This is a genomic window from Fulvimarina endophytica (assembly GCF_003403015.1).
Taxonomy (GTDB): Bacteria; Pseudomonadota; Alphaproteobacteria; order Rhizobiales; family Rhizobiaceae; genus Fulvimarina; species Fulvimarina endophytica.
Window position 1 is genome coordinate 172,329 of sequence record NZ_QURL01000007.1, and the last position, 24,021, is coordinate 196,349.

Sequence of the window (24,021 nt, forward strand, 5' to 3'; positions counted from 1 at the left end):
TTCCGGTCCGGTTGCCGCGCCGGGCCGGTCTCCATATCTCCCGTCCCATGAGCGAAGCCGAACCGAACCATGCCGCCGCGTTGAGCCTTCGGGTCGTGGACGACATCCATGCCGTCAATGCCTCGATCTGGGATCGGTTGGCCGAGAACGAGGCCGCACCGGCGGGCCCAGGCGAGGGTCCGTCCAACCCCTTCCTGTCCCATGCCTTCCTGTCGTCCCTCGAAGATTCGGGATGCGTCGGGGAGCGGACCGGCTGGTTCGTCCAGCATCTCGTTCTGGAGGACGACGCCGGCGAGGTCCGGGCGCTCGCTCCGGCCTATGCCAAGACGCACAGCCAGGGCGAATACGTCTTCGACTACGGCTGGGCCGATGCGTTCCAGCGTGCCGGCGGGCAATATTATCCCAAGCTCCAGTTGTCCGTGCCCTTCACGCCGGCCGGCGGCCCTCGCCTTCTCGCCGGCAACGGGCCGTTGTCGGGCCTTTTCCGGCGTGCGCTCGTGCAGGGCATCGAGGCCTATTGCGGGCAGGCCGACGTCTCGTCCGCCCATGCGACCTTCCTGCGCGCGGACGACCTTGCGGCGATGGAAAGCGCGGACTGGCTGCATCGCACCGACCAGCAGTTCCACTTCATCAATCGCGGCTATGGTGCCTATGACGACTTCCTCGCAAGCCTTACCTCGCGCAAGCGCAAGGATCTGCGCAAGGAGCGCGAGAAGGCGCTCGAAAACGGGATCGAGATCGTCTGGCTGACGGGTGCGGATCTCACCGAGGAGGCCTGGGACGCGTTCTATCGCTTCTACATGGATACCGGGGCGCGCAAATGGGGCCGGCCCTATCTGAACCGGCGCTTCTTCACCCTCGTCTCGGAACGGATGGCGGACCGTATCCTTCTCGTCATGGCGAAGCGCGAAGGCCGCTATATCGCTGGCGCCCTGAACTTCATCGGCAAGGACCGGCTCTACGGGCGCAACTGGGGCTGTATCGAGGATCACCCCTTTCTGCATTTCGAGGTCTGCTACCATCAGGCCATCGATTTCGCGATCGCCCGCGGCCTCGGCGTTGTGGAGGCGGGCGCGCAAGGGCAGCACAAGATCGCGCGCGGCTACGAACCCGTCACCACCCATTCGGCCCATTTCATCCGCCATCCCGGCCTTCGCGCCGCGATCGCAGATTATCTGGAGGCCGAGCGCGAGGAGGTGGACCAGATCGGAACCCTGCTCGGGGGACATACGCCGTTCCGCAAGGGCTGAGGACGCACGCCCCGAGGGTCATGCGCGCTACCTCGCGCATCCGGGCGATCGCCTCGATGGAAATCTGGCGTCCGGCGACTAACATTGAGCGAGACGCGAACACGGGGGAAACCGCGATGCCGGCTTACGACGACAGCAACATCTTCGGCAGAATGCTGCGGGGGGAGATCCCCGCGATCACCGTATACGAGGACGAGGATACGCTCGTCATCATGGACATCATGCCCCAGACCAAGGGCCACTGCCTGATCATTCCGAAGGCCCCGTCCCGCAACCTTCTCGACGCATCCGACGAGGCGCTGGCCAGGACGATCCCGATCGTCGCGAAGATCGCCCGGGCGGCAAAGAAGGCTTTCGAGGCCGACGGTGTGCAGATCATTCAGTTCAACGAGGAGGCGGCCGGACAGACGGTGTTCCACCTCCATTTCCACGTCATTCCGTCCTATGCCGGAACCGAGAGCCGCAAGCATGCGGCGGGCGAGGTCGACAGGGACGTGCTGAAAGAGCATTGCGAGGCGATCAAGGCAGCCCTCTAGCCGCCATTTCGACCCGGGCCGAACCGAACCCCAGAGGCGGCATGCGTCCCCTCGGGATCGTCAAGGTGCAGGGCCGGCTTTCGACAGGGCCGGACCTGCGGCGTGCCGGGCAAGGTTTCGCCCATTCACGGGTTGGCGATTTGTCGCGCAAGGCGCCGGACTTCAAACGGGATCGAGCATGCATACATACGAAGCGATGAGGACATCGATCAGACCCACCGCCGTTCCCGGCTCCCGATCCTACGGCTTCCAGCCGGCGGTCATGCAGGCTGAGAAGAACGACGAGGACGGTGGAACGGGCACGTCGGTCATCACACGGACGAAACCGAAATTACAGAAACCGAGCCTTTACAGAGTCCTCCTTCTGAACGACGATTACACTCCGATGGAGTTCGTCATCCACGTCCTCGAACGGTTCTTCCAGAAGGACCGCGAGGCTGCGACGCGGATCATGTTGCATGTCCATCGACACGGGGTCGGGGAATGCGGCGTCTTCACTTACGAGGTGGCCGAAACCAAGGTGACTCAGGTGATGGATTTCGCTCGTCAGCACCAACATCCGCTGCAATGCGTGATGGAAAAGAATTGAGGTGAAGCTTGCCGACATTTTCCGAAAGTCTTGAGAAATCGCTTCATCAAGCGTTGACGCTGGCCAATGAGCGCCACCAGGAATTCGCGACGCTCGAACATCTGCTTCTCGCCCTCGTCGAGGACAGCGACGCGGCTGCCGTCATGCGCGGCTGCAATGTCGATGTCGGCGCGCTGAAGACCAATCTCGTCAGCTATATCGACAACGAACTCTCCAACCTCGTGACCGGGCACGGCGAGGAGTCCAAGCCGACGGCCGGATTCCACCGGGTCATCCAGCGCGCGGTCATCCACGTGCAGTCGTCGGGCCGCGAAGAGGTGACCGGCGCGAACGTGCTCGTCGCCATCTTCGCCGAGCGCGAAAGCCATGCCGCCTACTTCCTGCAGGAGCAGGAGATGACGCGCTACGACGCGGTCAACTTCATTTCCCACGGCATCGCCAAGCGTCCCGGGGGCTCGGAAAGCCGCCCCGTGACCGGAACCGAGGACGACCAGCAGACGATCGGACCGGACGAGGACGGCAAGAAGAAGAACCAGGACGCCCTCACCGCCTACTGCGTCAATCTCAACGAGAAGGCGCGGCACGGAAAGATCGATCCGCTGATCGGCCGGGCCGACGAGATCAACCGCACGATCCAGGTCCTGTGCCGCAGGTCCAAGAACAACCCGCTCTATGTGGGCGATCCGGGCGTCGGCAAGACCGCGATCGCGGAAGGCCTCGCCAAGCGCATCATCGACGGCGACGTGCCGGAGGTGCTGGCGGATGCGACGATCTTCTCGCTCGACATGGGCACGCTTCTCGCCGGCACCCGCTATCGCGGCGACTTTGAGGAACGCCTAAAGCAGGTCGTGAAGGAGCTCGAGGAGTATCCGAACTCGGTTCTCTTCATCGACGAGATCCACACGGTGATCGGCGCGGGCGCGACGTCCGGCGGCGCGATGGACGCGTCCAACCTCCTGAAGCCCGCGCTGTCCTCGGGCGCGATCCGCTGTATCGGCTCGACCACGTTCAAGGAGTATCGCCAGTTCTTCGAGAAGGACCGCGCACTGGTGCGGCGCTTCCAGAAGATCGACGTGAACGAGCCGTCCGTCGAGGACGCGATCTCGATCCTGACCGGCCTGAAGCCGTATTTCGAGGACTTCCACAAGGTGAAGTTCACGAGCGACGCCATCAAGTCGGCGGTGGAGCTGTCCTCGCGCTACATCAACGACCGCAAGCTGCCCGACAAGGCGATCGACGTGATCGACGAGACCGGCGCCTCGCAGATGTTGCTGGTGGAATCGAAGCGGAAGAAGTCGATCGGCGTCAAGGAGATCGAGGCGACCATCGCCACCATGGCGCGCATTCCGCCCAAGACCGTCTCCAAGGACGACGAGGAGGTTCTCGCCAATCTCGATACCCAGCTGAAGCGCGTCGTCTACGGCCAGGATCAGGCGATCGAGGCCCTCGCCTCGGCGATCAAGCTGTCGCGGGCAGGCCTGCGCGAGCCGGACAAGCCGATCGGCTCCTACCTCTTCTCGGGTCCGACCGGCGTCGGCAAGACCGAGGTCGCAAAGCAGCTCGCCTCCACGCTGGGCGTCCAGATGCTCCGCTTCGACATGTCCGAATACATGGAGCGCCATACCGTTTCGCGCCTCATCGGCGCGCCTCCGGGCTATGTGGGCTTCGACCAGGGCGGTCTCCTCACCGATGGCGTCGACCAGCATCCGCATTGCGTGCTGCTGCTCGACGAGATCGAGAAGGCTCATCCCGACCTGTTCAACATCCTGCTCCAGGTCATGGATCACGGGCGTCTGACCGATCACAACGGCAAGCAGATCGACTTCCGCAACGTGATCCTGATCATGACGACCAATGCGGGTGCGGCCGAGATGCAGAAGGCGACGATCGGCTTCGGCAATTCGCGGCGCAGTGGCGCGGACGAGGAAGCGATCAACCGGATGTTCACGCCGGAATTCCGCAACCGGCTGGATGCGATCATCCCGTTCGGCGCGCTTCCGACCCCCGTCATCCATCAGGTGGTCGAGAAGTTCGTCATGCAGCTGGAAGCCCAGCTCTCGGAGCGCAACGTGATCTTCGAGCTCTCGCCCGAAGCGATCACCTGGCTTGCGGAGAAGGGTTACGACGAGCAGATGGGCGCGCGCCCGCTCGGTCGCGTGATTCAGGAGCACATCAAGAAGCCGCTCGCCGACGAAGTTCTCTTCGGCAAGCTGAAGCGTGGCGGCACGGTCAAGGTCACGATCGTCGAGGACGAGAACGGCGCTAAATCCATCGCGCTGGAATCGATCCCCGACGATACGCCGCCGAAGTCAAAGTCTGCCAAGCGCAAGCGTGATCTCGTCGCGGCCGACGGCTCTGACATCGAAGACGTCGACGAGGACGAATTCGACGAAGACGAGGACGAAGACGGCGAGACCGCCAGGGACGAGGCGGCCCCGACGGCCCGTGGCGCGAGCGCAAACAGGCTGCCCAAGGTTCCGCCGAAGGGTTGATGGCGCTCCGGCGCAGATCGAGGCCGAAGCATCAGAGCGCCCGCCTCGCAGACTGAGCGAAAAAAGCCGCCGGCTCGCACCGGCGGCTTTTTTTACGCGGTCCCTTCGCCGCCGATTCCCGGCCGCGGGCCCTCAGGCGAGCCAGTGCGCGTAATCGCTGACGAGAAGGTGGGTTGGCTCCACATCCTCCTCGATCGTCGAGAATCGTCCGATCGGCTCGCGGAAGATGTTGTCCTCCTCGTCGTCGTTGACGGTCGAGACCTCACCCACGAGCACGTCGCCTCCCTCCGCCCAGAAGGCGTGCCAGTCGCCCGGCATGAGTGTCACGCTCTCACCGGGCGCGAGGCGAAGACGCTCGCCCGGCCCGAACGCGCGTTCGATCCCGTCGCACATGACCCGCCCGCCGGCATCGGCAGAAAACCGCCCCGCCTCGTCGGAGCCGAACAGTTCCACCACCAGCGTCGCGCCGCCGCGATTGATGATGTCCTCGGCCTTCAGCACATGGGTATGCATGGGGCTGAGTTGTCGCTCGCGCGTGATGAGAAGCTTTTCGGCGTAACACATGCCGCGGCCCGCCGTGAGGTCCGCGAGGCGCCCGTTGCGCAGGGTGAAGAGGAAGAGGCCCATCTCCTCGAAGCGCCCTGCTCCGTAATCCGTCACGTCCCACCCGCACCGGCTTTCGATGATGTGGCGCGCCTTGCTCCTGCGGGCCCGGAACTCCTGCGGCGTCCACCTTGCGAACGGCGGAAGCGTAAAGCCATGCCGCGCGATGAGCTCGCTCGCCTCCGCCATGATCCGATTGATGTCCGACCGCTTCATCGAAGTCCTCCCCTCACCGCAATTGCACTCCGCCGATCCCGGGGCGCAAGCGGGTTCTACCCTATCGCGGCAGAAAGCGGGACCCGAATTCGACGACTGAAAAGCTTCGTCACGAGACACAGGAAGACGGCCGGATCGGCTGTCACATGTTCGATAAAAAGGAGATTTAAAAGATTGGTGGAGCTAAGCGGGATCGAACCGCTGACCTCTACAATGCCATTGTAGCGCTCTCCCAGCTGAGCTATAGCCCCACGCCGCGCTCTGGGCGCGGACCGTCGCGGAGCCCTGAGAAGCACCGCGTCGTGATGTCGGCGGTGTAGTCGAGTGGCGCGGGAGCGTCAAGCGCTTTTCGCAATTCGATCCGATTGTTTCGACGCTTTTGCGACATGGCGATCGAGGAAGGCGTTCGGCCTCGAAGGTTCGACCATTCTTGCCCCGCGAGACCCGATTTCCGAAACCGGTCCGAGGCTCCCATTCCCCGAAGACCCGCCGGCCGATCCGAAACTCGGCTCCGCTTTGCCGACCGATTCAGCGAGCCTCCCGGAAGCTTGCGATCCGCATCGCCCCCGCCCGCTTCCGCTCGCGGCAACAGCCTTCAACAAAGAAAAAGCGGGACGCCTGACGGCACCCCGCTCCCCCTTAGATTTCTTGCAGTGGTTGCCCGAACCACCGGCCGGGCCGAACCCCCTCAGGAATCGTCGTCGTCGTCGCGCCCGCCGCCGAGGATGTCGGACACGTCGTCATCGTCGTCGTCGTCATCTTCGAGGAAGCTGTCGTCGTCGTCGTCATCGTCGACCGTGACGTCGTCGTCCTCGCTGTCGTCCACATCGGGCGAATTCTTGCTGGACTTGTCCGTCTCGTCGTCCTCGACATCGTTGAGGGAAACGGTCTTCTCGTCGGAATCGGAGTCCATCTCGACTTCCGTCTCCTCCTCGTCGTCCTCCTCCTTCACGCGGGACTTGGACTTCGACTTCATCTCCGCCTCGCCCTCGAAGAAGGAGAGCGGGTAGGACTTTCCGGTATAGGGCGAAACGATCGGGTCCTTGTTGAGATCGTAGAACTTGCGACCCGTTTCAGGGTCGATCCGCTTCGTTCCGAGTTCGGGTTTGGCCATGTCTGCCTCGCTTGCAGGTGTCGGTACATCGATATCTGGAGATTGCGCTCGCTGCGCCGATCCGGCCGCAGCCCGGCCGTCGCGGCACCCAGTTCCTCGCGCCCTCTGGGCGCCAGCCACCGGCCCATGCCGGAACAGCCGTGTGGCGTGATAAAACGGGTTTGGCCTTACGTGCTGGTACGCGCCTTGTCAAAGCATCCGCGCGCGATGCAATAAGACGGCGGGGCCAAGGCCCCGAACCATGCCGAGACGCAGACGAAGAAAGACCGACATGCACAGCGACAGCCACGCGCCACGCCCGATGACGGCACGAGGGGGGAACGGCCTCAGCGGCACGGCCCGCGTGCCCGGCGACAAGTCGATCTCGCATCGCGCCTTCCTGTTCGGCGGGCTCGCCTCCGGCACCACGCGCGTCACCGGGCTCCTGGAGGGCGAGGATGTTCTCGCCACCGGCCGGGCGATGCAGGCGATGGGCGCGCTCATCCGCAAGGAGGGGGATGTCTACGTGGTCGAGGGCGTCGGCAATGGCTGCCTGCTCGAACCCGAAGACGTTCTCGACTTCGGTAATGCCGGCACCGGCGCGCGGCTGACCATGGGCCTCGTCGGCTCCTATCACTTCGGAACGACCTTTGTCGGCGACGCATCGCTTTCCAAGCGCCCGATGGGCCGGGTGCTCGACCCCTTGCGCGAAATGGGCGTTCAGGTGGTTTCGCGCTCCAAGGGGCGCCTGCCGCTCTCCCTACACGGCCCGAAGGCCGCGACGCCGATCGAATACCGGGTGCCCATGGCTTCCGCGCAGGTCAAGAGCGCGGTGCTGCTCGCCGGCCTCAACACGCCGGGCATCACCACCGTGGTCGAGCCGGTGATGACGCGCGACCATACCGAGAAGATGCTCGAGGGCTTCGGTGCCGCAATCGAGATCGAGACCGATGGCGACGGCGTCCGCCATATCCGCCTCGAAGGTCAGGGTGAATTGAAGGGGCTCGCCGATTTCCAGGTGCCGGGCGACCCCTCCTCGGCCGCGTTCCCGATCGTCGCGGCGCTGATCGTGCCGGGTTCGGACGTGACGATCGAGAACGTTCTCATGAATCCGACCCGGACCGGGCTCGTCGAGACGCTCCTCGAAATGGGCGCCTCTATCGAGATCATCGACCGCCGGACCGAAGGGGGTGAGGACGTCGCCGATCTGCGGGTGCGCCATTCTGAGCTTCGCGGCATCGAGGTTCCGCCCGATCGCGCGCCCTCGATGATCGACGAGTATCCGGTTCTCGCCATCGCGGCGGCGTTCGCGAAGGGACGCACGGTCATGCGCGGCCTCGACGAGTTGCGCGTCAAGGAGTCCGATCGGCTCTCCGCCGTCGCCGCCGGCCTTGCCGCCAACAACATCGCCCACGAAGAGGGCGAGGACTGGCTGATCGTCGAGGGCGATCCGGACGGCGCGGCCTATGGCGGGGGAATCGTCGTCACCCATCTCGATCATCGCATCGCCATGAGCTTCCTCGTTCTCGGCCTCGCCGCGAAAAGCCCGGTTACCGTCGACGACGGGCGCATGATCGCGACGAGCTTTCCCGACTTTCCGGACATGATGAGACGCTTTGGCGGGACGATCGAAGAGGCTGCGCCCGATCGATGATCGCCGCCCTGGTCGTCCTTCTCCTGTTCTCCCCGCTCTCCTTCATCTACGGGCGGTACAAGGCGCGTGGACTGAAGCCGAACCACGCAACGCTGCGCGCTCGCCTGATCGCGCTCCTGCCCATGCCGCTCTTCTTCGCGGTGTGCATGGCGGTCGCGATCGTCTGGGAGAATGAGGAGGCCGCGAGGCGCATGGCCGAATTGCGCGGCGAAGGCGCGGCAAGCGCCCTCGATACGGGCAATGGCGTCCTCGACGGGCTCCTGACCCTCGCACGCTGGTTCGGCCAGCTCGAACTTCTCCTGTTCGTCGTCGCGATTCCCTATCTCCTGGGCGCGGCCATCGCCGGCGTTCTCCTCGTTCTCGACGACCAAAACCGCATCGATCTTGCCGCGCCTTCCGTGAGCGCGGACGATCAGACATCAGACGAAGGATGAACTCCGCAATGGCCAGACCCCTCGTCATCGCCATCGATGGACCGGCGGCCGCCGGCAAGGGCACGCTCGCAAAGCAGCTCGCGGCCCATTACAGCCTGCCATATCTCGATACCGGCCTCCTCTACCGGGCGGTCGGTCGCAAGGCCGCCGCACAAGGGCTCGATCTCGACGATCCGCAGGCGATGGAGCCGCTGGCACGCGATCTCGACACCGGCGATATCGACGAGGGCGCCCTGCGCGGACGCGAAGCGGGTGAACTCGCATCGCGCGTCGCAGCCCATGAGGGCGTTCGCAGGGCCCTCACCGCGTTCCAGCGCGATTTCGCGGACCGCCCCACCGGCGCCCTTCTCGACGGACGCGATATCGGCACGGTGATCTGCCCGAATGCGGACGTGAAGATCTTCGTCGTGGCGAGCGCCGAGGTGCGGGCGCGCAGGCGCACCGACGAGCTGAACGCCAAGGGCCGGGCCGTCGTCTACGAAACGATTCTCGAGGAGGTCCGCCAGCGCGACGACCGGGACTCCAATCGCGCCGTAGCCCCCCTGAAACCGGCCGAGGACGCGCACTTGCTGGACACCAGCGAATTGAGTATAGAAGGCGTGTTCCGCGAGGCGTGCCGTCTGATCGACGCGCACATTCAGACCTAGCCGGGACGGAGTTCGACGGGCGGCCTTCGTGAAGAGGGTACGCCCTTTTCGCTCATGGGGCTTCGATATCGCCGAAGGCGAGACGGGGCTCTGGAGTGCGGACTTCGATGAACCGGTCCGTTTCGGCGTTCTTCGCGCCGGACGGCGGCCCTGCCCGAGCGCAAGTCCTCGCGGCGGCCGCCTTGCCCGCATCCCGGCGCCCCGGCGCCTTGCGGGCGGAACCCGATCTTCGGACCTTGGATACTCGAACCCGATCGTCCTTTCGGCGATCACCGGCGCAATGCCTTTCCAGCGGTTTTGATGAGCCGGAAAGGTCTTCAAGGAGAACGAATGTCAAATCTCAATCCCTCTCGCGATGATTTCGCCTCCATGCTCGAGGCCTCGTTCCACGAGCAGGACGTTGCAGAAGGCTCGGTGATCAAGGGCACCGTCGTCGCGATCGAGAAGGATATGGCCGTCGTCGACGTCGGCCTGAAGGTCGAGGGCCGCGTCGCCCTCAAGGAATTCGGCGCCAAGGGCCGCGACGGCGACCTGAAGGTCGGCGACGAGGTCGAGGTCTATGTCGAGCGCATCGAGAACGCGCTGGGCGAGGCCGTCCTGTCGCGCGACAAGGCTCGCCGCGAGGAGAGCTGGATCCGCCTCGAAGCCAAGTTCAACGAGAACGAGAAGGTCGAAGGCCAGATCTTCAACCAGGTCAAGGGCGGCTTCACGGTCGACCTCGACGGGGCCGTGGCCTTCCTTCCGCGTTCCCAGGTCGACATCCGTCCGATCCGCGACGTGACGCCGCTGATGAACACCCCGCAGCCCTTCCAGATCCTCAAGATGGACAAGCGCCGCGGCAACATCGTCGTCTCGCGCCGGACCGTTCTGGAAGAGAGCCGCGCCGAGCAGCGCTCCGAGATCGTCCAGAACCTCGAAGAGGGTCAGGTCGTCGACGGTATCGTCAAGAACATCACCGACTACGGTGCGTTCGTCGATCTGGGCGGCATCGATGGTCTGCTGCACGTCACCGACATGGCGTGGCGCCGCGTGAACCATCCGACGGAGATCCTGCAGATCGGTCAGACCGTGAAGGTCCAGATCATCCGCATCAACCAGGATACCCATCGCATCTCGCTCGGCATGAAGCAGCTCGAGGCCGATCCGTGGGACGGCATCGGCGTCAAGTATCCGATGGGCGTCAAGGTCACGGGACGCGTCACGAACATCACCGACTACGGTGCGTTCGTCGAGCTGGAGCCGGGCATCGAAGGGCTCATCCACGTCTCCGAGATGTCCTGGACGAAGAAGAACGTCCATCCGGGCAAGATCCTCGCCACCTCCCAGGAGGTCGAGGTCGTGGTTCTCGAAGTCGACCCGAACAAGCGCCGCATCTCGCTCGGCCTGAAGCAGACGCTCCAGAACCCGTGGGATGCGTTCGCCGAGAAGTTCCCGGTCGGCGCCATCGTCGAGGGCGAAGTGAAGAACAAGACCGAGTTCGGTCTCTTCATCGGTCTCGAAGGCGATGTGGACGGCATGGTCCATCTCTCCGATCTCGACTGGAACCGTCCGGGCGAGCAGGTGATCGAGGAGTTCAACAAGGGCGACCTCGTCAAGGCTCAGGTTCTCGACGTCGACGTCGAGAAGGAGCGGATCTCGCTCGGCATGAAGCAGGTCGGCGGCGATCCGTTCGTCGAAGCTGCCGAAGCCGGTGAAGTCCGTCGCGGCTCGGTCGTCTCCTGTGAGGTGACGGCGGTCAACGACGGCGGCATCGAGGTCAAGATCGTCGATACCGATCTCACCTCCTTCATCCGCCGCTCCGATCTCGCCCGCGACCGCGACGAGCAGCGCCCCGAGCGCTTCTCGGTCGGCCAGACGATCGACGCACGCGTCACCCAGTTCGACAAGAAGGCCCGCCGGGTCGGCCTGTCGATCAAGGCGCTGCAGATCGCCGAGGAGAAGGAAGCCGTGGCGCAGTTCGGCTCGTCCGACTCCGGCGCTTCGCTCGGCGACATCCTCGGTGCGGCCCTCAAGGGCAACCGCGACGACTCCTAAGAGATCGCTCGCGGGCTCCGACAGCCCATCATGAAGGCTCCGCCGATCCTTTCGGCGGAGCATCATCGCAGACGAAACGCCTGTCGAGCCCGGCTCGGCGGGCGTTTTGCCGTTCCGGGTTCCGACACATTGCCGTTTTCGGCCTCCAGCATCGAACCGAAATGTCGACCCGGATTTCGGACCATCCGATGGGTCGGCAGGAAACCCAAACCTTGGACCCGATCCTTGAATCGGGTCAAAGGCCCCAGCATCGCGGCGCGTTGACGATCGGGGCCTGCCGCAATAGCAGGGTCCGATGGCCGACTTCTCCTCCCCGCTGCTCCCCGCCCGCCTTCTCCAGCGCTACAAGCGGTTCCTCGCCGATGTCGTCATCGAAGAAACCGGCGAGGAGGTGACGGTTCACTGCCCCAATCCCGGTGCGATGATGGGCCTCAAGGCGCCGGGCTCGAGGGTCTGGCTGTCGCGCTCGCCGAACAAGGCCCGCAAGCTGCCGATGACGCTGGAGGTGGTGGAGGCGGACGGAACCCTTGTCGGCATCAACACCGGCCTGCCGAACCGCCTCGCCGAGGAAGCGCTGGCCGCCGGCCTCGTGCCGGAGCTTCGCGGGATCGGACCGTTGCGCCGCGAGGTGAAATACGGTCTCAATTCGCGGATCGATCTTCTCGGCGAGGAGGATGGCGGGCGCCCGGTCTATGTGGAGGTGAAGAATGTCCACCTGATGCGCCGGGCCGGCCTTGCCGAATTTCCGGACTGCGTGACGACGCGCGGCGCCAAGCATCTGCGCGAACTCTCAGATCAGGTCGACGCCGGCGCACGGGCGGTGATGCTCTATGTCGTCCAGCGCGCCGACTGCGACGAGATCGGTTTCGCGGTCGATCTCGATCCCGCCTATGCGGCGGCGTTCGCTGAGGCGCGCGCACGAGGGGTTGAAGCCTACGGCGTTCGGTGCGACATCACCCTGAAAGCCATCACGCCGGTCGTCCCGATCCCCGTCCGCGACAAAGGTTCGGTGGACCCGTCCTGAAACACCCCGAGCCGATCGCCATGACCACCTATCTTGAAGCCGAAGCCGATCCCCAGCGCAATACGGGTGCGATCCGAATCTATGGACCGGAAGCCTTCGAGGGCATGCGCCGCGCCTCGCGCGTCACCGCCGAATGCCTCGATGCCCTCGTCGACATCGTCAAGCCGGGCGTGACGACCCAAGCCATCGACGATTTCGTCTGGCAGTTCGGCCTCGATCGCGGCGCCGCGCCGGCCTCGCTTCACTACCGGGGCTATACGAAGAGCGTCTGCACCTCGATCAATCACGTGGTCTGCCATGGCATTCCCAACCAGAAGCCGCTGAAGGAAGGCGATATCGTCAATATCGACGTGACCTATGTGGTCGACGGCTGGCACGGGGATTCCTCGCGCATGTATCCCGTCGGCCAGGTCAAGCGGGCGAGCGAACGGCTCTGCGAGGTCACCTATCGGGCGCTGCAGCTCGGCATCGCGGCGGTGAAACCCGGCGGCCATGTGGGCGATATCGGTGCGGCGATCGAGGAATACGCCGTTGCCGAGCGATGCTCGGTCGTGCGCGACTTCTGCGGCCACGGCGTCGGCAAGCTCTTCCACGACGCGCCGAACATCCTTCATTACGGAAGCCGTGGCGAAGGCGCGGAACTGCGGCCCGGCATGATCTTCACCATCGAGCCGATGATCAATACCGGCCGCCAGCATGTGAAGATCCTGGCCGATGGCTGGACGGCCGTCACGCGCGACCGCAGCCTGTCGGCGCAATACGAGCACTCCCTCGGTGTCACCGAGGATGGATGCGAGGTCTTCACCTATTCGCGCAACGGCTCGGATACGCCGGGGATCTCCGTTCCGCCACTGACCGACGCGGCCTGACGGACGGCGCGGGGCAATGACGCGGAAGGGTGCGCCGGACACGGATGACGATACAGCGCGACCTTCGGGGCTCGAGGAGCGCGCGGGAAAGCCGGGACTTGCGGCGGCCCCGAGACATCACGACGGCCATCGCGAGCGATTGAAGGCCCGCTTCGCCGATCAGGGCTCGGATGCGCTCGCCGATTACGAATTTCTCGAACTCGTTCTTTTCCGATCGATTCCCCGCAAGGACGTGAAACCGATCGCCAAGGCGCTGATCGCCCGGTTCGGCTCGCTCGCGGAGGTTCTCAATGCGCCGCGACGGCTTCTCACCGAGGTGGAAGGCGTGAAGGATGCCGTGGCGCTGGATCTAGCGATCATCGCCGGCATCAACCAGCGGGCCATGCGCTCGGCCGTGCGCAAGCGCGAGGTCTTGTCCTCATGGTCGGCGGTTCTCGAATACTGCACGGCCGTCATGGCGCACGAGCCGCGCGAGCAGTTCCGCCTGCTCTTTCTCGACAAGAAGAACGCCCTCATCGCCGACGAGGTGCAGGGCCAGGGAACGGTGGACCATACGCCGGTCTATCCGCGCGAGGTGGTGCGGCGGGCGCTGGAGCTGAACGCGACGGCGATCATCCTCGTCCACAACCATCCTTCGGGAGACCCGACGCCCTCGCGCGCCGATATCGAGATGACGCGGACGATCCAGGAAACGGCGAAACCTTTGGGTATCAGCCTCCACGACCATATCATCGTGGGCAAGAGCGGCCATGCGAGCCTGAGGGGGCTCAAGCTCATCTGAGGGCCGGGCTCGGGGTGCGCCCGTCGAGCCATTCCTTCAGTGACGCGCGATGATCTCGTCGCCATCGACCATCATGCGCATTCCGAGGCCGCCGGGCTTGCGGCGGGCGAGGAAGCGGGGACGGCGTGCCCGGTTGGCGGATCTGCGACGGGGAGCCGGATCGCCGGTCCGGACCGCGCCGAGGCTGTCTTCCAGCGCGACGACGGTGCCATCGGCCTCGATCATCAGCATGGGCAGGGAGAAGAAATCCGCCCAGGAGCGCCAGTCCGCGGCGATGTCGTAGAGATCGGAGGCGACCAGAAGGGGCACGCAGAGCGCGGGGTCGTTGGGATGGTGAAGTTCGAGCGTCACGGTCACCGAGCCGTCGTCGTGCTCCATCGCGCGGGCGGCGATGCCCGAAAAGGCACGGGCCGACAGGGCGATCGAGACGGGCAGACCCGCCCGGCTCAGCTTGCGGTGGATGACGGCGCCGCGGGGTGTCACCTGATAGCGGATCGTCTCCTCGTCACCGGCGCCCGCCTTCACTTCGATCGCCTGCGAGGCCACCGGAAGGGACGGATCGATGCGGACGGGCGCTGCCGCCCATTCGGGGCGGGGAAGATGGTCCAGGCTCTGTGCAACGTTGATGGTCATGACGCCTCTTGCCTCTCCTGAGAGCCGTTTTCGGCTTCTCTTGTCGGCCGGTGTCTCCCGGCCTTTGATGAGACCAATCTAGGCGCGCCCTGTTGCGCCCCGCCTAAGAAAGGCGGTTAAGCAAACTTCACCAGTTGCACAGTGAACGAAAAGAAAACTTGAATTAGATCTTAATGACCTTGCCGGGGTTCATGATCTCGTAAGGATCGAGAGCCCGCTTGATGGCCCGCATCGCCTCGTATTCCGGGCCGGCCTTCGTGCGGGCGAGTTCGTCCGCCTTCAGGACGCCGATCCCGTGTTCGGCCGAGAAGCTGCCGTCGAAGCGACGGACGACGGCGTGGACCAGATCGTTCACCTCGTCGTATCGGGCCAGAAACTCAGGTTTGTCGGCACCGATCGGCTGCGAGACGTTGTAATGGATATTGCCGTCGCCGAGATGGCCGAAGGGCACGGGCCGGGCGCCCGGAACGGCCGACAGAACGGCCTCGCCCGCCTCTGCCAGGAACTGCGGAATGCTCGCCACCGGCACCGAGACATCGTGCTTGATCGATCCGCCCTCGGGCTTCTGTGCCCAGCTCATCTCCTCGCGCATGCGCCAGAAGTCGTCGGCCTGCCGCCTGGACTGGGCGATGGCCGCATCCTCGACGATACCGGCCTCGAAGGCCTTGGTGAGAACGGCCTCCATCGTCTCGGACGCCTCCTCGACGGAGCGATGGGAGGTCACTTCGAGAAGCACGTACCAGTCATGGGGATCGGCCATGGGATCGCGCACGCCGTCGGTGTGCTTCAGCGTCATCTCCATGCCGATGCGGGGCAGGAATTCGAAGGCGGTGAGGTGCATTCCCGCATGCCGTTCGGCGATGGCGAGAAGCGCCAGCATGTCTTCGGCCGAGCGCAGTCCCGCATAGGCCACCTCGCGACCGGCCGGCGCCGGAAAGAGCTTCAGAACCGCACCGGTGATGATGCCGAGCGTTCCCTCCGCGCCGATGAGAAGATGGCGCAGATCGTAGCCGCGATTGTCCTTCTTGAGGCGCCGCAGGCCGTTGAGCATCGAGCCGTCCGGCAGGACCGCCTCGATGCCGAGACACAGGTCCCGCGCTGTCCCATAGGCGAGCGCGCCCGTCCCGCCGGCATTCGACGACAGGTTGCCGCCGATCTGGCAGGAGCCCTTCGAGCCGAGCGAGAGCGGAAAGAACATGCCCTCGGCCTCGGCCGCCTCGTGAATGGTCTGAAGCACGGCCCCCGCGTCCACGGTCATCGTCCGGCCCGCCCGGTCGATCTCGCGGATCTTGTCGAGACGCGACAGATTGACGAGGATCTCGCGCGTCGATCGCGGCTGCTGACCGCCGACGAGGCCGGTATTGCCGCCCTGCGGCACGATCGGCGTTCGGCTCTCGGCCGCAAGCGCGACAATCCTCGCAACCTCCTCGACGCTGCCGGGTCTCAGCACAAGCGCGGTCCTGCCGTGGAAAAGATCGCGCGGCTCGCTGAGATAGCGCTCGCCGGCTTCCTCCGGTCGAAGCGCGTTCGCTCCCCCGACGATTTCGGTGAAGCGTTGGAGAAGGCCGGGTTCGATGACGTCGGTGATCGTGTTCATTCCGGCGATCTACCGCGAAGGAACGCCGCGTCCAATATCGGGCATCATCGCGGGGCGGCGGCGCGCCGCAGGCGGTCGTTGATCGCCTCGCCGAGCCCGGTCCTCGGAACGGATGCGACCGCGATCGCCTTGACGTCCGGCCTGTCGAGGGACGAGAGAGCGCCGAAGAGGTTGGCGGCGGCCTCCCTCAGATCGCCAGCGGGGCTGAGATTGATCTCGCCCGCCGCATGGTCGCGGCCCTCGATCTTCGAACGCCCGAACGAGATCAACCATTCGCCGGGCTCGACATGGGCCGCATCAAGACGCACGCTCCCGAAAGGCGCGTAATGGGAGGAAAGCTGACCGGGAGCGGTGATCGCGCCGCCCTCGCCCGCATCCACGATCGGCAGTCCGACCGCCTCGCGCAGCTCGTCCCGCGTGATCCCGCCCGGCCGCAGGAGAACCACATGGTCCCCTGCCACACGCACGATCGTGGATTCGACGCCAACCTCCGTCCGGCCGGCATCAAGGATCAGAGGCACCCGCGAGCCGAGGGAGCGGGCCGCATGTTCGGCCGTCGTCGGGCTGACGCCGCCTGAGCGGTTGGCGCTCGGCGCGGCCAGCGGACGCCCGAGCCTTTCCGCAAGCTCTCTCAAGCCCCCCCGCGGCATGCGCAGGCCGACGGTCATCAGCCCCGCCGTCACGAGCGGATGGATCTCGCTCGATGCCGCCAGATCGAGAACGATCGTCAGCGGCCCCGGCCAGAACGCCGTCATGAGCTTGTGCGCGACGGGATCCACCTCTGCATGACGCGCGGCCATCGCCATCGATGCGACATGGCAGATGAGTGGATTGAAGCTCGGGCGCCCCTTTGCCTCGAAGATCGAGGCCGCGGCTTCACCATTGGTCGCGTCGGCCGCGAGGCCATAGACCGTTTCCGTCGGCACGACGACGCAGCGCCCGGCATCAAGCAGCTTCAGCGCGGCGTCGATCGCGTCGCGATCGCCTGCGCCCACAGGAAGAATCTCGGGATGCGGAGCGGAGAGAGACATGGGGCATTCCTTGCCCCTTTCGCACCGGCAGGTCCAGTGCCGGGCAGAGGCAGGTGGGCAGGCGAGCGGGCGACAGGTGAGCGCCGGCCAAACTAAAACGGGCGGCCCATCGGCCGCCCATCAGTCATCGACAACATTCTCGTTCGGATCGGAGGCCCGCGCTCGACCCTCCGTTCCGACATCACATCCGGCAGGTCAGTTGTTCGTCGCCGGCTGCTGGTTGTCGGTGGCAACGCCTGCTGCGGGTTCATCGGCACCCTCCTCGGGAGCCGGTGTCACGTCGACGGTCGGCACGTCGACCGTGACTTCCTCGGTGCCGACATCGACATCGCCCGTCTGGACGTCGGCCTCAGGCATCTGACCACCCTCGACGCTGACCGACGGAAGCTCGCCTTCCTGGGTCTGGTCGACATCGACGAAGAAGAAGAGAAAATACGCAGCGACGACCACGACGATGACCGCGACGATCGCACCAATTGCCTTACCCATGTGAAACTCCAACGCATTTTGTTCTTTTGCGCTGGCCAAACTGTCGCAGTTTGAATTCGGTTCCATCCCGAAAGCAACTTTATCGGGCCTGGACCGGGTCGAGATGATCTTCAGCGGGTGTGCGTAAGTTCTCGGGTGAGGTCGAAGGCCGACGAGATCCGCGCGTCTCCATCTCGAACGGCCCCCGCTGGATCGGTCTTTTGAGCATCGTCTTTCGTCTTGAGCGCCGCATCGAAGCGAGCCATGACCTCACGCGATCGCGTCTCGCCGAACATCGGCAGCGCCGCCACGTCGGCAGCCTCACCCGCGGCGTCTGCCGAGGCCATCACGGATCGAGCGACGTTCTCCTTCTCTGGCAGTCTCGCCACTTCGGCTTGCGCCTTAGGCTTTGCGGAGGACACAGCTTCGGTCTCTTCGGCCGAGGCTGGCTCCCCTCTTTCGGGCGTCGCGGCCGGCTCGCTCTTGGCGGCGCGGCGCTTCTTCGGGTTCGGGCTCGGAACCGGCATGCCGGGCGCCGGCTCACCGATCTGCAACGACGCCTCGCTCTCGCCCTTTGCGTCGGCGGGCGTCCTGGCCGACTTGGCCTTCTCGGCCTCGGCCTCAAGGCTCGTCTTCGCGGCGCCTTCGATCTTCAGGGTGCGGGCGTCTTCGAGCTGATCTCGAACATGGCTATGGGCCCGCTTCGGCTCCTGCGCCGCGACCGTGTTCAGAAGTTCGAGCGGATCGAGGCGATTGCGGTGCCGCTGGGAGGAGCCGTAGGCGGCGAGGAGCCCACCGGCATCGACGTCTTCGCGCGCCCCCATTACAGCGAGGGACCCGGCTGCGGCTTCGTTCTCGTCCTCATCGCCCGAGGCGACGAGCAGCGGTTCGTCCGCCACCGGTGGCAGATCGTGCAGTTCCTCGAACGGCCAGGCCTTGCGCAGATCCGCCTCGTTGAGTGTCGCGACATTCACGTCGATATCGTCGCGGGTTCCGTCCACCCTATAGGGGCAGGAGCGACGATTGCAGTTGTGCATGGAGGAGAACTGCCACAGGGCGTAGTTCGGCCAGGTGTCTTCCGGAAACTTGCCGGCGATGTCGCCGGTATAGCGCGCATACCAGAGCGGCAGCCGCGAGAGGAGCGGATAGTCCGCCCGATTGTCGGAGATGAACTTCGCCGTATTGCCGTTGGTATAGAGGACGGGATAGCGGCCGGTGCGCACCTTCACCTGATCGGCGAAGATCTCGGCATCCTCGAGGCTCATGAACTCGTCGCTGAGATCCTCGATGTCGAGGGCGATCAGATCCTTCTCGCGCGGCTCGGCGAAATCGATGAAATGATCGGCCTGCTCGCGCGGATTTCCCGGACGGGCCAGATGATAGGCACCCCAGAGCATGTCCTTGGCGTCCGCGATCTGGCGGCGCGTCATGTAGAGTTCCTTGGTGACGGAGTAGCGCCACCAGCGGTTCGTGCAGAGCTTCCAGGCGTCGTCCTTCAGCCCGGTGCATCGATAGGCGGGCGGCAGGCCATCGGAGGCCTTGCTGATGAAACCGACGATCCGCTCGTCCGCCGTCATCTTCTCCCAGTCGATCGGGTTGAACTCATAGGCATCGATCACGAGTGCCTTTTCCGGGTCCTTCCACGGGGCGGTCCAGGCCGCATGGGACGGCTGGATGAAAAGACCGATGAGGCCGATTGCCAGAACCAGTCCCCTTACAAGGCCCGTCGCAGACGCGGCATTCGTCGTCGTCATATTCGGTGGATCCCCTCGACTGTGTCGTAGATCGTCTCTCGTGGTCCGAAGCCCGATCCTCTCATGGCTTCCTTGCGTCGGCGCGGAACATCGCGTTCGGCGCACGAACACGCCCTCTGCTCCCATGGTGTGGCAGACAATTCTGTCAGGTTCCGGGCGAAGGCGGATCCGAGCCGAGAAATGCGCGCCCCTCAGGCGCGGCAGCGTCTCGGGGACCGGGCGGCGCGTGTTCGCGCCGGCTGGCACCCCGGAATGTGACGGCGATATGTCGAAGCGCGGAGCCCCCTTGCGGCAGCGGCGCGCTTCGTTTGGGGAGCCGGTGCGAAGATGGCCCCAATCCTTTCGCGAGGAGGTACCGCGCGGCAAGTCCATGCACGGTTGCGATTCGATGCCGGGCACAGGCGGGATTCCGGGAGAAACCGGACCGGCGGAACGATCACGATAATCTCTCCACGATATCCGATGTTTGATTGAGGTCACTGAACATTTCGATTTTCCTCCGGAGGCGCAATCGGTGCACCCCTTGAGTCAAGCGGGGCATTTACAATTGAGGCAAAAAAAATATCCGCAGCCGGCGTTTCAACAGATCTTTTCTGTGGAGCCCCTGACTCTACGGGATTCCTCACAACCGGTCGCGTCCCCGAGTCTGTTCGCCGCGCCACACTTGCGGCAGCGGCGAGGCGAATCCGCCCGAGCGCGCCTTGCCAGCCTCGGGGCCGGGCCGTATTTTCCAGTTCGAGACAAGGTTGGAGCATCGCAGCGTGCCGGGAACATCGACGAAACCAGACTTGTTTGCGGCGAACGGGCCGCCATCGGGCATGGATTTCGATCAGTCTCGCGGGCGCTCCAGCAACTAGCTCCCTTGGTCCATTCGTAATTCAATCGCGCGCGGACGAACGACGTGTGCAACCTTCGACGATGCTTGTCGAGGGAACGGGGAAAGTGTGTCATGCAAGGTGAATACAAAGCCGATGTCTCCCCATCGGAATGCTGGTCGCGTCTGAGCGACCACCCCAATGCGTTCCTCGTGGATGTGAGAACCCGGCCGGAATGGACCTTTGTCGGCATTCCGCGTCTGGAGTCTGCCGGCAAGCGCCCGATCCTCGCCGAGTGGCAGACCTTTCCGAGCATGTCGATCGACCCGAACTTCGCCACGACCGTCGCCGACGCCATCGAGAAGGCCGGCGGCGACCGCGACGCGGAGATCTATTTCCTGTGCCGCTCGGGCCAGCGCTCCGCATCCGCCGCCGCGATGATGACCGCTCACGGCTTTGCCAACTGCTTCAATATCGCGGGCGGGTTCGAAGGTCCGCCCGACGAGGCCGGACACCGCGGCCAGCGGGCTGGCTGGAAGGCGGACGGCCTGCCCTGGCAGCAGAGCTGATCCGGCTTCAGACTTTCTGACAATTCGACACTTCAAGAGCCATGCGCGGGCACGGGCATGGGCTCTCTATGTATTTCGTAATGAAGGACCTGGCGATGATGGCGAGAGCGACGGACGATTTCGGGGGCAGGACCGCAGCGGACGACAACGAAGCCGTGATGGCGCGGATCAGTGCGCGGCTGAAGGCTCAGCTCGGCCCCGAAATCTTCGCCAGCTGGTTCCAGCGCATGCATCTCGATCATGTCGGCAAGGGCGTCTGTCAGGTCTCGGTCCCGACGGCCTTCCTGCGCTCCTGGATCCGGGGGCATTACGACGAGATGCTGACGGAGGCGTTCAAGGCGGAAGTGCCCGGCACGCTGCGCGTCGACGTCGTCGTGCGCAGCGCCATTCGCGGCGGCGGCGTGCGGATGGTGCAGAAGGAGAGTGCGGCCGAGGGCAAGAGCATCGGCGCTCGTGCGAGCGGAATGGCCGCCAACGGGACCGATGGCGCGGCCGCTTCGCCCGCCGTTTCGTCCGAGCGGGCCAAAGCCCCCTCGCCCGCCCGCCCGAGCGGCGTTGCCAACGGCTGCGAACTCGGCTCCCCGCTCGATCCGCGCTACGTCTTCGACACTCTCGTCGAGGGTGCGGCCAACCGCGTCGCGATGGCGGCAGGCCGGGCGATCGCGGAAAACGGTCCCCAGTCCTTCCGCTTCAATCCGCTCTTCGTCCATGCGGGCGTCGGCCTCGGCAAGACGCATCTCCTGCAGGCGATCGCGAATGCGGCGGCCGAACGGGAGGACGCGCCCCGCGTCGTCTATCTCACCGCTGAATACTTCATGTGGCGCTTCGCTTCGGCGATCCGCGACAACAAGGCGCTCGACCTGAAGGATGCCCTGCGCGGGACCGACGTCCTCATCATCGACGACGTCCAGTTTCTGCAGGGCAAGTCGATCCAGCACGAATTCTGCCATCTCCTCAATGCGCTGATCGATTCGGCCAAGCACGTGATCTGCGCGGCCGACCGGCCCGCCAAGGATCTCGAAAGCCTCGATCCGCGCGTGCGCTCGCGCCTGTCCAACGGCATCACGCTCGAAATCGCGGCCCCCGACTATGCCATGCGCCGCGCGATCGTGGAGATGCGCATCCAGGCGATGGCCGCCGACGACCTCACCTTCTCCCTTCCCGAAGAGACGATCGACGCGATCGCGCGGCGGGTGGACGGAACCGGCCGCGACCTCGAAGGCGCCTTCAACCAGATCGCCTTCCGCCACTCCCTCGGCCAGCCCCTCACCCCGGACGCGATCGGCGACCTTCTCTCCCAGTTCTCCCGTTCGACGGCCGAACGCCGGGTGCGGATCGAGGACATCCTCAAATTCGTCTCGCGCCACTACAACATCTCGCGCACCGACATCCTCTCGGCCCGGCGCACGCGCACCATCGTGCGCCCGCGCCAGATCGCCATGTATCTCGCCAAGACCATGACGCCGCGCTCTCTTCCCGAGATCGGCCGGCGGTTCGGGGGCCGCGACCACACGACCGTGCTTCACGCCGTGCGCAAGATCGAAGCCGAGCGCGGCAAGGACGAGGCCTTCTCGGAGGAGCTCGACGTCATCCGGCGGATGATCGAGGAATAGGGACGGGCAGACCACTTCTGCGGATCGCGGGACCGGCCGCTCGTCTGCCCCTCGCCTCCCTACCCATGCTTCCAAACGAGGGCGTTTGCCGCTAAGACCGGCATTCCGACGGTCGGCGCGCCGACCCGCGCCTTCCTCGCCTGCCCCTTTCGTGAACGGTCCCGTCCCATGCGTATCATCATCGAGCGATCGAACCTCCTGAAGTCGCTGGCCCATGTCCACCGGGTGGTCGAACGCCGCAACACGATCCCGATCCTGTCGAACGTGCTGCTTCGCGCAAGCTCCGGGGAACTCGGCCTGAAGGCGACGGATCTCGATATCGAGATCACCGAGGGGGTGAGCGCCCAGGGCGAGCAGGATGGGGCGACCACCGTTCCGGCCCATCTCCTCTACGATATCGTGCGCAAGCTGCCGGACGGCTCGGAAGTCAAGCTCGCGCTGAACGAGGAGCAGACGCAGATGACGGTTTCGGCCGGCCGGTCGAACTTTCGTCTCCAGTGCCTGCCCGAGACCGATTTCCCGGACATCACCGCCGGCGAACTCAGCCACTCCTTCCAGATCGAAGCCCAGGAACTGGCGCGCCTCATCGAGCGCACCCAGTTCGCGATCTCGACCGAGGAGACGCGCTATTATCTCAACGGCATCTTCCTCCACACGATCGAGACCGATGGCGATCTGACCCTTCGGGCCGTCGCCACCGACGGTCATCGTCTGGCCCGGGCCGAAATGAAGGCGCCCAGCGGTTCGGAGGGCATGCCGGGCATCATCGTGCCGCGCAAAACCGTCGGCGAGATCCAGAAGCTCCTTGGCGATTGCGACGACGACGCGAAGATCACCGTCGATCTTTCCGATGCCAAGATCCGCTTCACGATCGGCCCGGTGGTGCTGACCTCGAAGCTGATCGACGGCACCTTCCCGGACTATCAGCGCGTCATCCCCCAGAACAACGACAAGGAACTGACGCTCGACCGGGCGGTGTTCTCCTCTGCGGTCGACCGCGTCTCGACGATCTCCTCCGAGCGCGGCCGCGCCGTGAAGCTCTCCCTGTCGGATTCGAACCTGACGCTCACCGTGAACTCGCCCGATGCCGGCACCGCGACCGAGGAACTGCCCGTCGGCTACGATTCGGACGATCTGGAGATCGGCTTCAATGCCCGTTACCTCCTCGATGTGACGAGCCAGCTCTCCGGCGAGGAGGCCGTGTTCGTCCTCGCCGATCCGGGCTCGCCGACCCTCATCCGCGACGGCGGCGACGCCTCGACCCTCTATGTCCTCATGCCGATGCGGGTGTGAGCGAAGAGACGGGCGATCCCGGGGCC

Annotated in this window: 21 protein-coding genes and 1 tRNA gene; 14 read left to right on the forward strand and 8 right to left on the reverse strand. The window is 65.0% G+C overall.

Going from position 1 to position 24,021, the window contains the following annotated elements:
* The first annotated feature begins 47 nt into the window (after positions 1 to 47).
* The 4 genes from DYI37_RS16505 (at position 48) to clpA (ending at position 4,867) form a co-directional block, all read left to right on the forward strand.
* The gene (locus DYI37_RS16505) at positions 48 to 1,250 is read left to right on the forward strand and encodes a GNAT family N-acetyltransferase (protein ID WP_116684365.1); all 1,203 of its coding nucleotides are present in this window, start codon (positions 48 to 50) and stop codon (positions 1,248 to 1,250) included.
* A 116-nt stretch (positions 1,251 to 1,366) separates the two neighbouring features.
* Complete coding sequence (locus DYI37_RS16510) at positions 1,367 to 1,786, forward strand: HIT family protein (protein WP_116684366.1); 420 nt, start codon at positions 1,367 to 1,369, stop codon at positions 1,784 to 1,786.
* 262 nt (positions 1,787 to 2,048) lie between these two features.
* Positions 2,049 to 2,375 carry an ATP-dependent Clp protease adapter ClpS gene (clpS, locus tag DYI37_RS16515; RefSeq protein WP_116684423.1) on the forward strand — a complete coding sequence of 109 codons (327 nt, stop codon included), beginning with the start codon at positions 2,049 to 2,051 and terminating at the stop codon, positions 2,373 to 2,375.
* Positions 2,376 to 2,383: 8 nt separating this feature from the next.
* Complete coding sequence (gene clpA / locus DYI37_RS16520; protein WP_116684367.1) at positions 2,384 to 4,867, forward strand: ATP-dependent Clp protease ATP-binding subunit ClpA; 2,484 nt, start codon at positions 2,384 to 2,386, stop codon at positions 4,865 to 4,867.
* A gap of 132 nt (positions 4,868 to 4,999) precedes the next feature.
* On the opposite strand, the gene DYI37_RS16525 is transcribed toward clpA, so the two are convergent.
* From DYI37_RS16525 to DYI37_RS16535, 3 genes are all read right to left on the reverse strand, one after another.
* A complete protein-coding gene (locus DYI37_RS16525; RefSeq protein ID WP_116684368.1) occupies positions 5,000 to 5,686 on the reverse strand; it encodes a D-lyxose/D-mannose family sugar isomerase in 687 nt (228 codons plus the stop codon).
* 175 nt (positions 5,687 to 5,861) lie between these two features.
* Positions 5,862 to 5,937 (reverse strand) — tRNA-Ala (locus DYI37_RS16530).
* Positions 5,938 to 6,374: 437 nt separating this feature from the next.
* On the reverse strand, positions 6,375 to 6,800 hold the full coding sequence (locus tag DYI37_RS16535) for a TIGR02300 family protein (protein ID WP_116684369.1): 426 nt from the start codon (positions 6,798 to 6,800) through the stop codon (positions 6,375 to 6,377).
* A 271-nt stretch (positions 6,801 to 7,071) separates the two neighbouring features.
* On the opposite strand from DYI37_RS16535, the gene aroA reads away from it, so the two are divergent.
* The 7 genes from aroA (at position 7,072) to radC (ending at position 14,222) form a co-directional block, all read left to right on the forward strand.
* Positions 7,072 to 8,433, forward strand: a complete 1,362-nt coding sequence (aroA, locus tag DYI37_RS16540) for a 3-phosphoshikimate 1-carboxyvinyltransferase (protein ID WP_116684370.1) — start codon at positions 7,072 to 7,074, stop codon at positions 8,431 to 8,433.
* Positions 8,430 to 8,867, forward strand: a complete 438-nt coding sequence (locus tag DYI37_RS16545) for a hypothetical protein (protein ID WP_116684371.1) — start codon at positions 8,430 to 8,432, stop codon at positions 8,865 to 8,867. Before aroA ends, DYI37_RS16545 begins: the two co-directional genes overlap by 4 nt.
* Before the next feature lie 8 nt (positions 8,868 to 8,875).
* A complete protein-coding gene (gene cmk / locus DYI37_RS16550; protein ID WP_116684372.1) occupies positions 8,876 to 9,514 on the forward strand; it encodes a (d)CMP kinase in 639 nt (212 codons plus the stop codon).
* A gap of 330 nt (positions 9,515 to 9,844) precedes the next feature.
* Positions 9,845 to 11,548, forward strand: a complete 1,704-nt coding sequence (gene rpsA, locus DYI37_RS16555; protein ID WP_116684373.1) for a 30S ribosomal protein S1 — start codon at positions 9,845 to 9,847, stop codon at positions 11,546 to 11,548.
* 295 nt (positions 11,549 to 11,843) lie between these two features.
* Positions 11,844 to 12,572: a DNA/RNA nuclease SfsA gene (gene sfsA / locus DYI37_RS16560; RefSeq protein ID WP_116684374.1), complete on the forward strand. Its 729-nt coding sequence runs from the start codon at positions 11,844 to 11,846 to the stop codon at positions 12,570 to 12,572.
* A 20-nt stretch (positions 12,573 to 12,592) separates the two neighbouring features.
* The gene (gene map, locus DYI37_RS16565; RefSeq protein WP_116684375.1) at positions 12,593 to 13,441 is read left to right on the forward strand and encodes a type I methionyl aminopeptidase; all 849 of its coding nucleotides are present in this window, start codon (positions 12,593 to 12,595) and stop codon (positions 13,439 to 13,441) included.
* Between the two features lie 16 nt (positions 13,442 to 13,457).
* Positions 13,458 to 14,222 (forward strand): RadC family protein, encoded by a 765-nt coding sequence (gene radC / locus DYI37_RS16570; RefSeq protein ID WP_116684376.1) that lies wholly within the window; start codon positions 13,458 to 13,460, stop codon positions 14,220 to 14,222.
* A 36-nt stretch (positions 14,223 to 14,258) separates the two neighbouring features.
* Here the strand turns inward: radC and DYI37_RS16575 are convergent, their stop codons facing one another.
* From DYI37_RS16575 to DYI37_RS20170, 5 genes are all read right to left on the reverse strand, one after another.
* Entirely contained in the window at positions 14,259 to 14,855 is a 597-nt protein-coding gene (locus DYI37_RS16575) for a DUF6101 family protein (RefSeq protein ID WP_116684377.1), read from the reverse strand.
* Positions 14,856 to 15,018: 163 nt separating this feature from the next.
* Entirely contained in the window at positions 15,019 to 16,452 is a 1,434-nt protein-coding gene (locus tag DYI37_RS16580; RefSeq protein ID WP_116684378.1) for an FAD-binding oxidoreductase, read from the reverse strand.
* A 44-nt stretch (positions 16,453 to 16,496) separates the two neighbouring features.
* Positions 16,497 to 17,483: an L-threonylcarbamoyladenylate synthase gene (locus DYI37_RS16585; protein WP_116684379.1), complete on the reverse strand. Its 987-nt coding sequence runs from the start codon at positions 17,481 to 17,483 to the stop codon at positions 16,497 to 16,499.
* 195 nt (positions 17,484 to 17,678) lie between these two features.
* Positions 17,679 to 18,038 (reverse strand): hypothetical protein, encoded by a 360-nt coding sequence (locus DYI37_RS16590; protein ID WP_245413972.1) that lies wholly within the window; start codon positions 18,036 to 18,038, stop codon positions 17,679 to 17,681.
* Between the two features lie 44 nt (positions 18,039 to 18,082).
* Complete coding sequence (locus tag DYI37_RS20170) at positions 18,083 to 19,705, reverse strand: glycoside hydrolase family 25 protein (RefSeq protein ID WP_199520185.1); 1,623 nt, start codon at positions 19,703 to 19,705, stop codon at positions 18,083 to 18,085.
* Between the two features lie 949 nt (positions 19,706 to 20,654).
* Between DYI37_RS20170 and DYI37_RS16600 the strand changes: the two genes are divergently transcribed.
* The 3 genes from DYI37_RS16600 (at position 20,655) to dnaN (ending at position 23,995) form a co-directional block, all read left to right on the forward strand.
* Positions 20,655 to 21,089 carry a rhodanese-like domain-containing protein gene (locus DYI37_RS16600; RefSeq protein ID WP_116684381.1) on the forward strand — a complete coding sequence of 145 codons (435 nt, stop codon included), beginning with the start codon at positions 20,655 to 20,657 and terminating at the stop codon, positions 21,087 to 21,089.
* 95 nt (positions 21,090 to 21,184) lie between these two features.
* A complete protein-coding gene (gene dnaA / locus DYI37_RS16605) occupies positions 21,185 to 22,702 on the forward strand; it encodes a chromosomal replication initiator protein DnaA (RefSeq protein ID WP_116684424.1) in 1,518 nt (505 codons plus the stop codon).
* A 168-nt stretch (positions 22,703 to 22,870) separates the two neighbouring features.
* Entirely contained in the window at positions 22,871 to 23,995 is a 1,125-nt protein-coding gene (gene dnaN / locus DYI37_RS16610; RefSeq protein ID WP_116684382.1) for a DNA polymerase III subunit beta, read from the forward strand.
* The last annotated feature ends 26 nt before the right edge of the window (positions 23,996 to 24,021 follow it).

Excerpts from the sequence above, each read along its gene's own strand:
- DYI37_RS16505 (WP_116684365.1), top strand. The coding sequence starts at position 48 with ATGAGCGAAGCCGAACCGAACCATGCCGCCGCGTTGAGCCTTCGGGTC.
- DYI37_RS16510 (WP_116684366.1), top strand. The coding sequence starts at position 1,367 with ATGCCGGCTTACGACGACAGCAACATCTTCGGCAGAATGCTGCGGGGG.
- clpS (WP_116684423.1), top strand. The coding sequence starts at position 2,049 with ATGCAGGCTGAGAAGAACGACGAGGACGGTGGAACGGGCACGTCGGTC.
- DYI37_RS16525 (WP_116684368.1), bottom strand. The coding sequence starts at position 5,686 with ATGAAGCGGTCGGACATCAATCGGATCATGGCGGAGGCGAGCGAGCTC.
- DYI37_RS16535 (WP_116684369.1), bottom strand. The coding sequence starts at position 6,800 with ATGGCCAAACCCGAACTCGGAACGAAGCGGATCGACCCTGAAACGGGT.
- aroA (WP_116684370.1), top strand. The coding sequence starts at position 7,072 with ATGCACAGCGACAGCCACGCGCCACGCCCGATGACGGCACGAGGGGGG.
- DYI37_RS16545 (WP_116684371.1), top strand. The coding sequence starts at position 8,430 with ATGATCGCCGCCCTGGTCGTCCTTCTCCTGTTCTCCCCGCTCTCCTTC.
- cmk (WP_116684372.1), top strand. The coding sequence starts at position 8,876 with ATGGCCAGACCCCTCGTCATCGCCATCGATGGACCGGCGGCCGCCGGC.
- rpsA (WP_116684373.1), top strand. The coding sequence starts at position 9,845 with ATGTCAAATCTCAATCCCTCTCGCGATGATTTCGCCTCCATGCTCGAG.
- sfsA (WP_116684374.1), top strand. The coding sequence starts at position 11,844 with ATGGCCGACTTCTCCTCCCCGCTGCTCCCCGCCCGCCTTCTCCAGCGC.
- map (WP_116684375.1), top strand. The coding sequence starts at position 12,593 with ATGACCACCTATCTTGAAGCCGAAGCCGATCCCCAGCGCAATACGGGT.
- radC (WP_116684376.1), top strand. The coding sequence starts at position 13,458 with ATGACGCGGAAGGGTGCGCCGGACACGGATGACGATACAGCGCGACCT.
- DYI37_RS16575 (WP_116684377.1), bottom strand. The coding sequence starts at position 14,855 with ATGACCATCAACGTTGCACAGAGCCTGGACCATCTTCCCCGCCCCGAA.
- DYI37_RS16580 (WP_116684378.1), bottom strand. The coding sequence starts at position 16,452 with ATGAACACGATCACCGACGTCATCGAACCCGGCCTTCTCCAACGCTTC.
- DYI37_RS16585 (WP_116684379.1), bottom strand. The coding sequence starts at position 17,483 with ATGTCTCTCTCCGCTCCGCATCCCGAGATTCTTCCTGTGGGCGCAGGC.
- DYI37_RS16590 (WP_245413972.1), bottom strand. The coding sequence starts at position 18,038 with ATGGAACCGAATTCAAACTGCGACAGTTTGGCCAGCGCAAAAGAACAA.
- DYI37_RS20170 (WP_199520185.1), bottom strand. The coding sequence starts at position 19,705 with ATGACGACGACGAATGCCGCGTCTGCGACGGGCCTTGTAAGGGGACTG.
- DYI37_RS16600 (WP_116684381.1), top strand. The coding sequence starts at position 20,655 with ATGCAAGGTGAATACAAAGCCGATGTCTCCCCATCGGAATGCTGGTCG.
- dnaA (WP_116684424.1), top strand. The coding sequence starts at position 21,185 with ATGATGGCGAGAGCGACGGACGATTTCGGGGGCAGGACCGCAGCGGAC.
- dnaN (WP_116684382.1), top strand. The coding sequence starts at position 22,871 with ATGCGTATCATCATCGAGCGATCGAACCTCCTGAAGTCGCTGGCCCAT.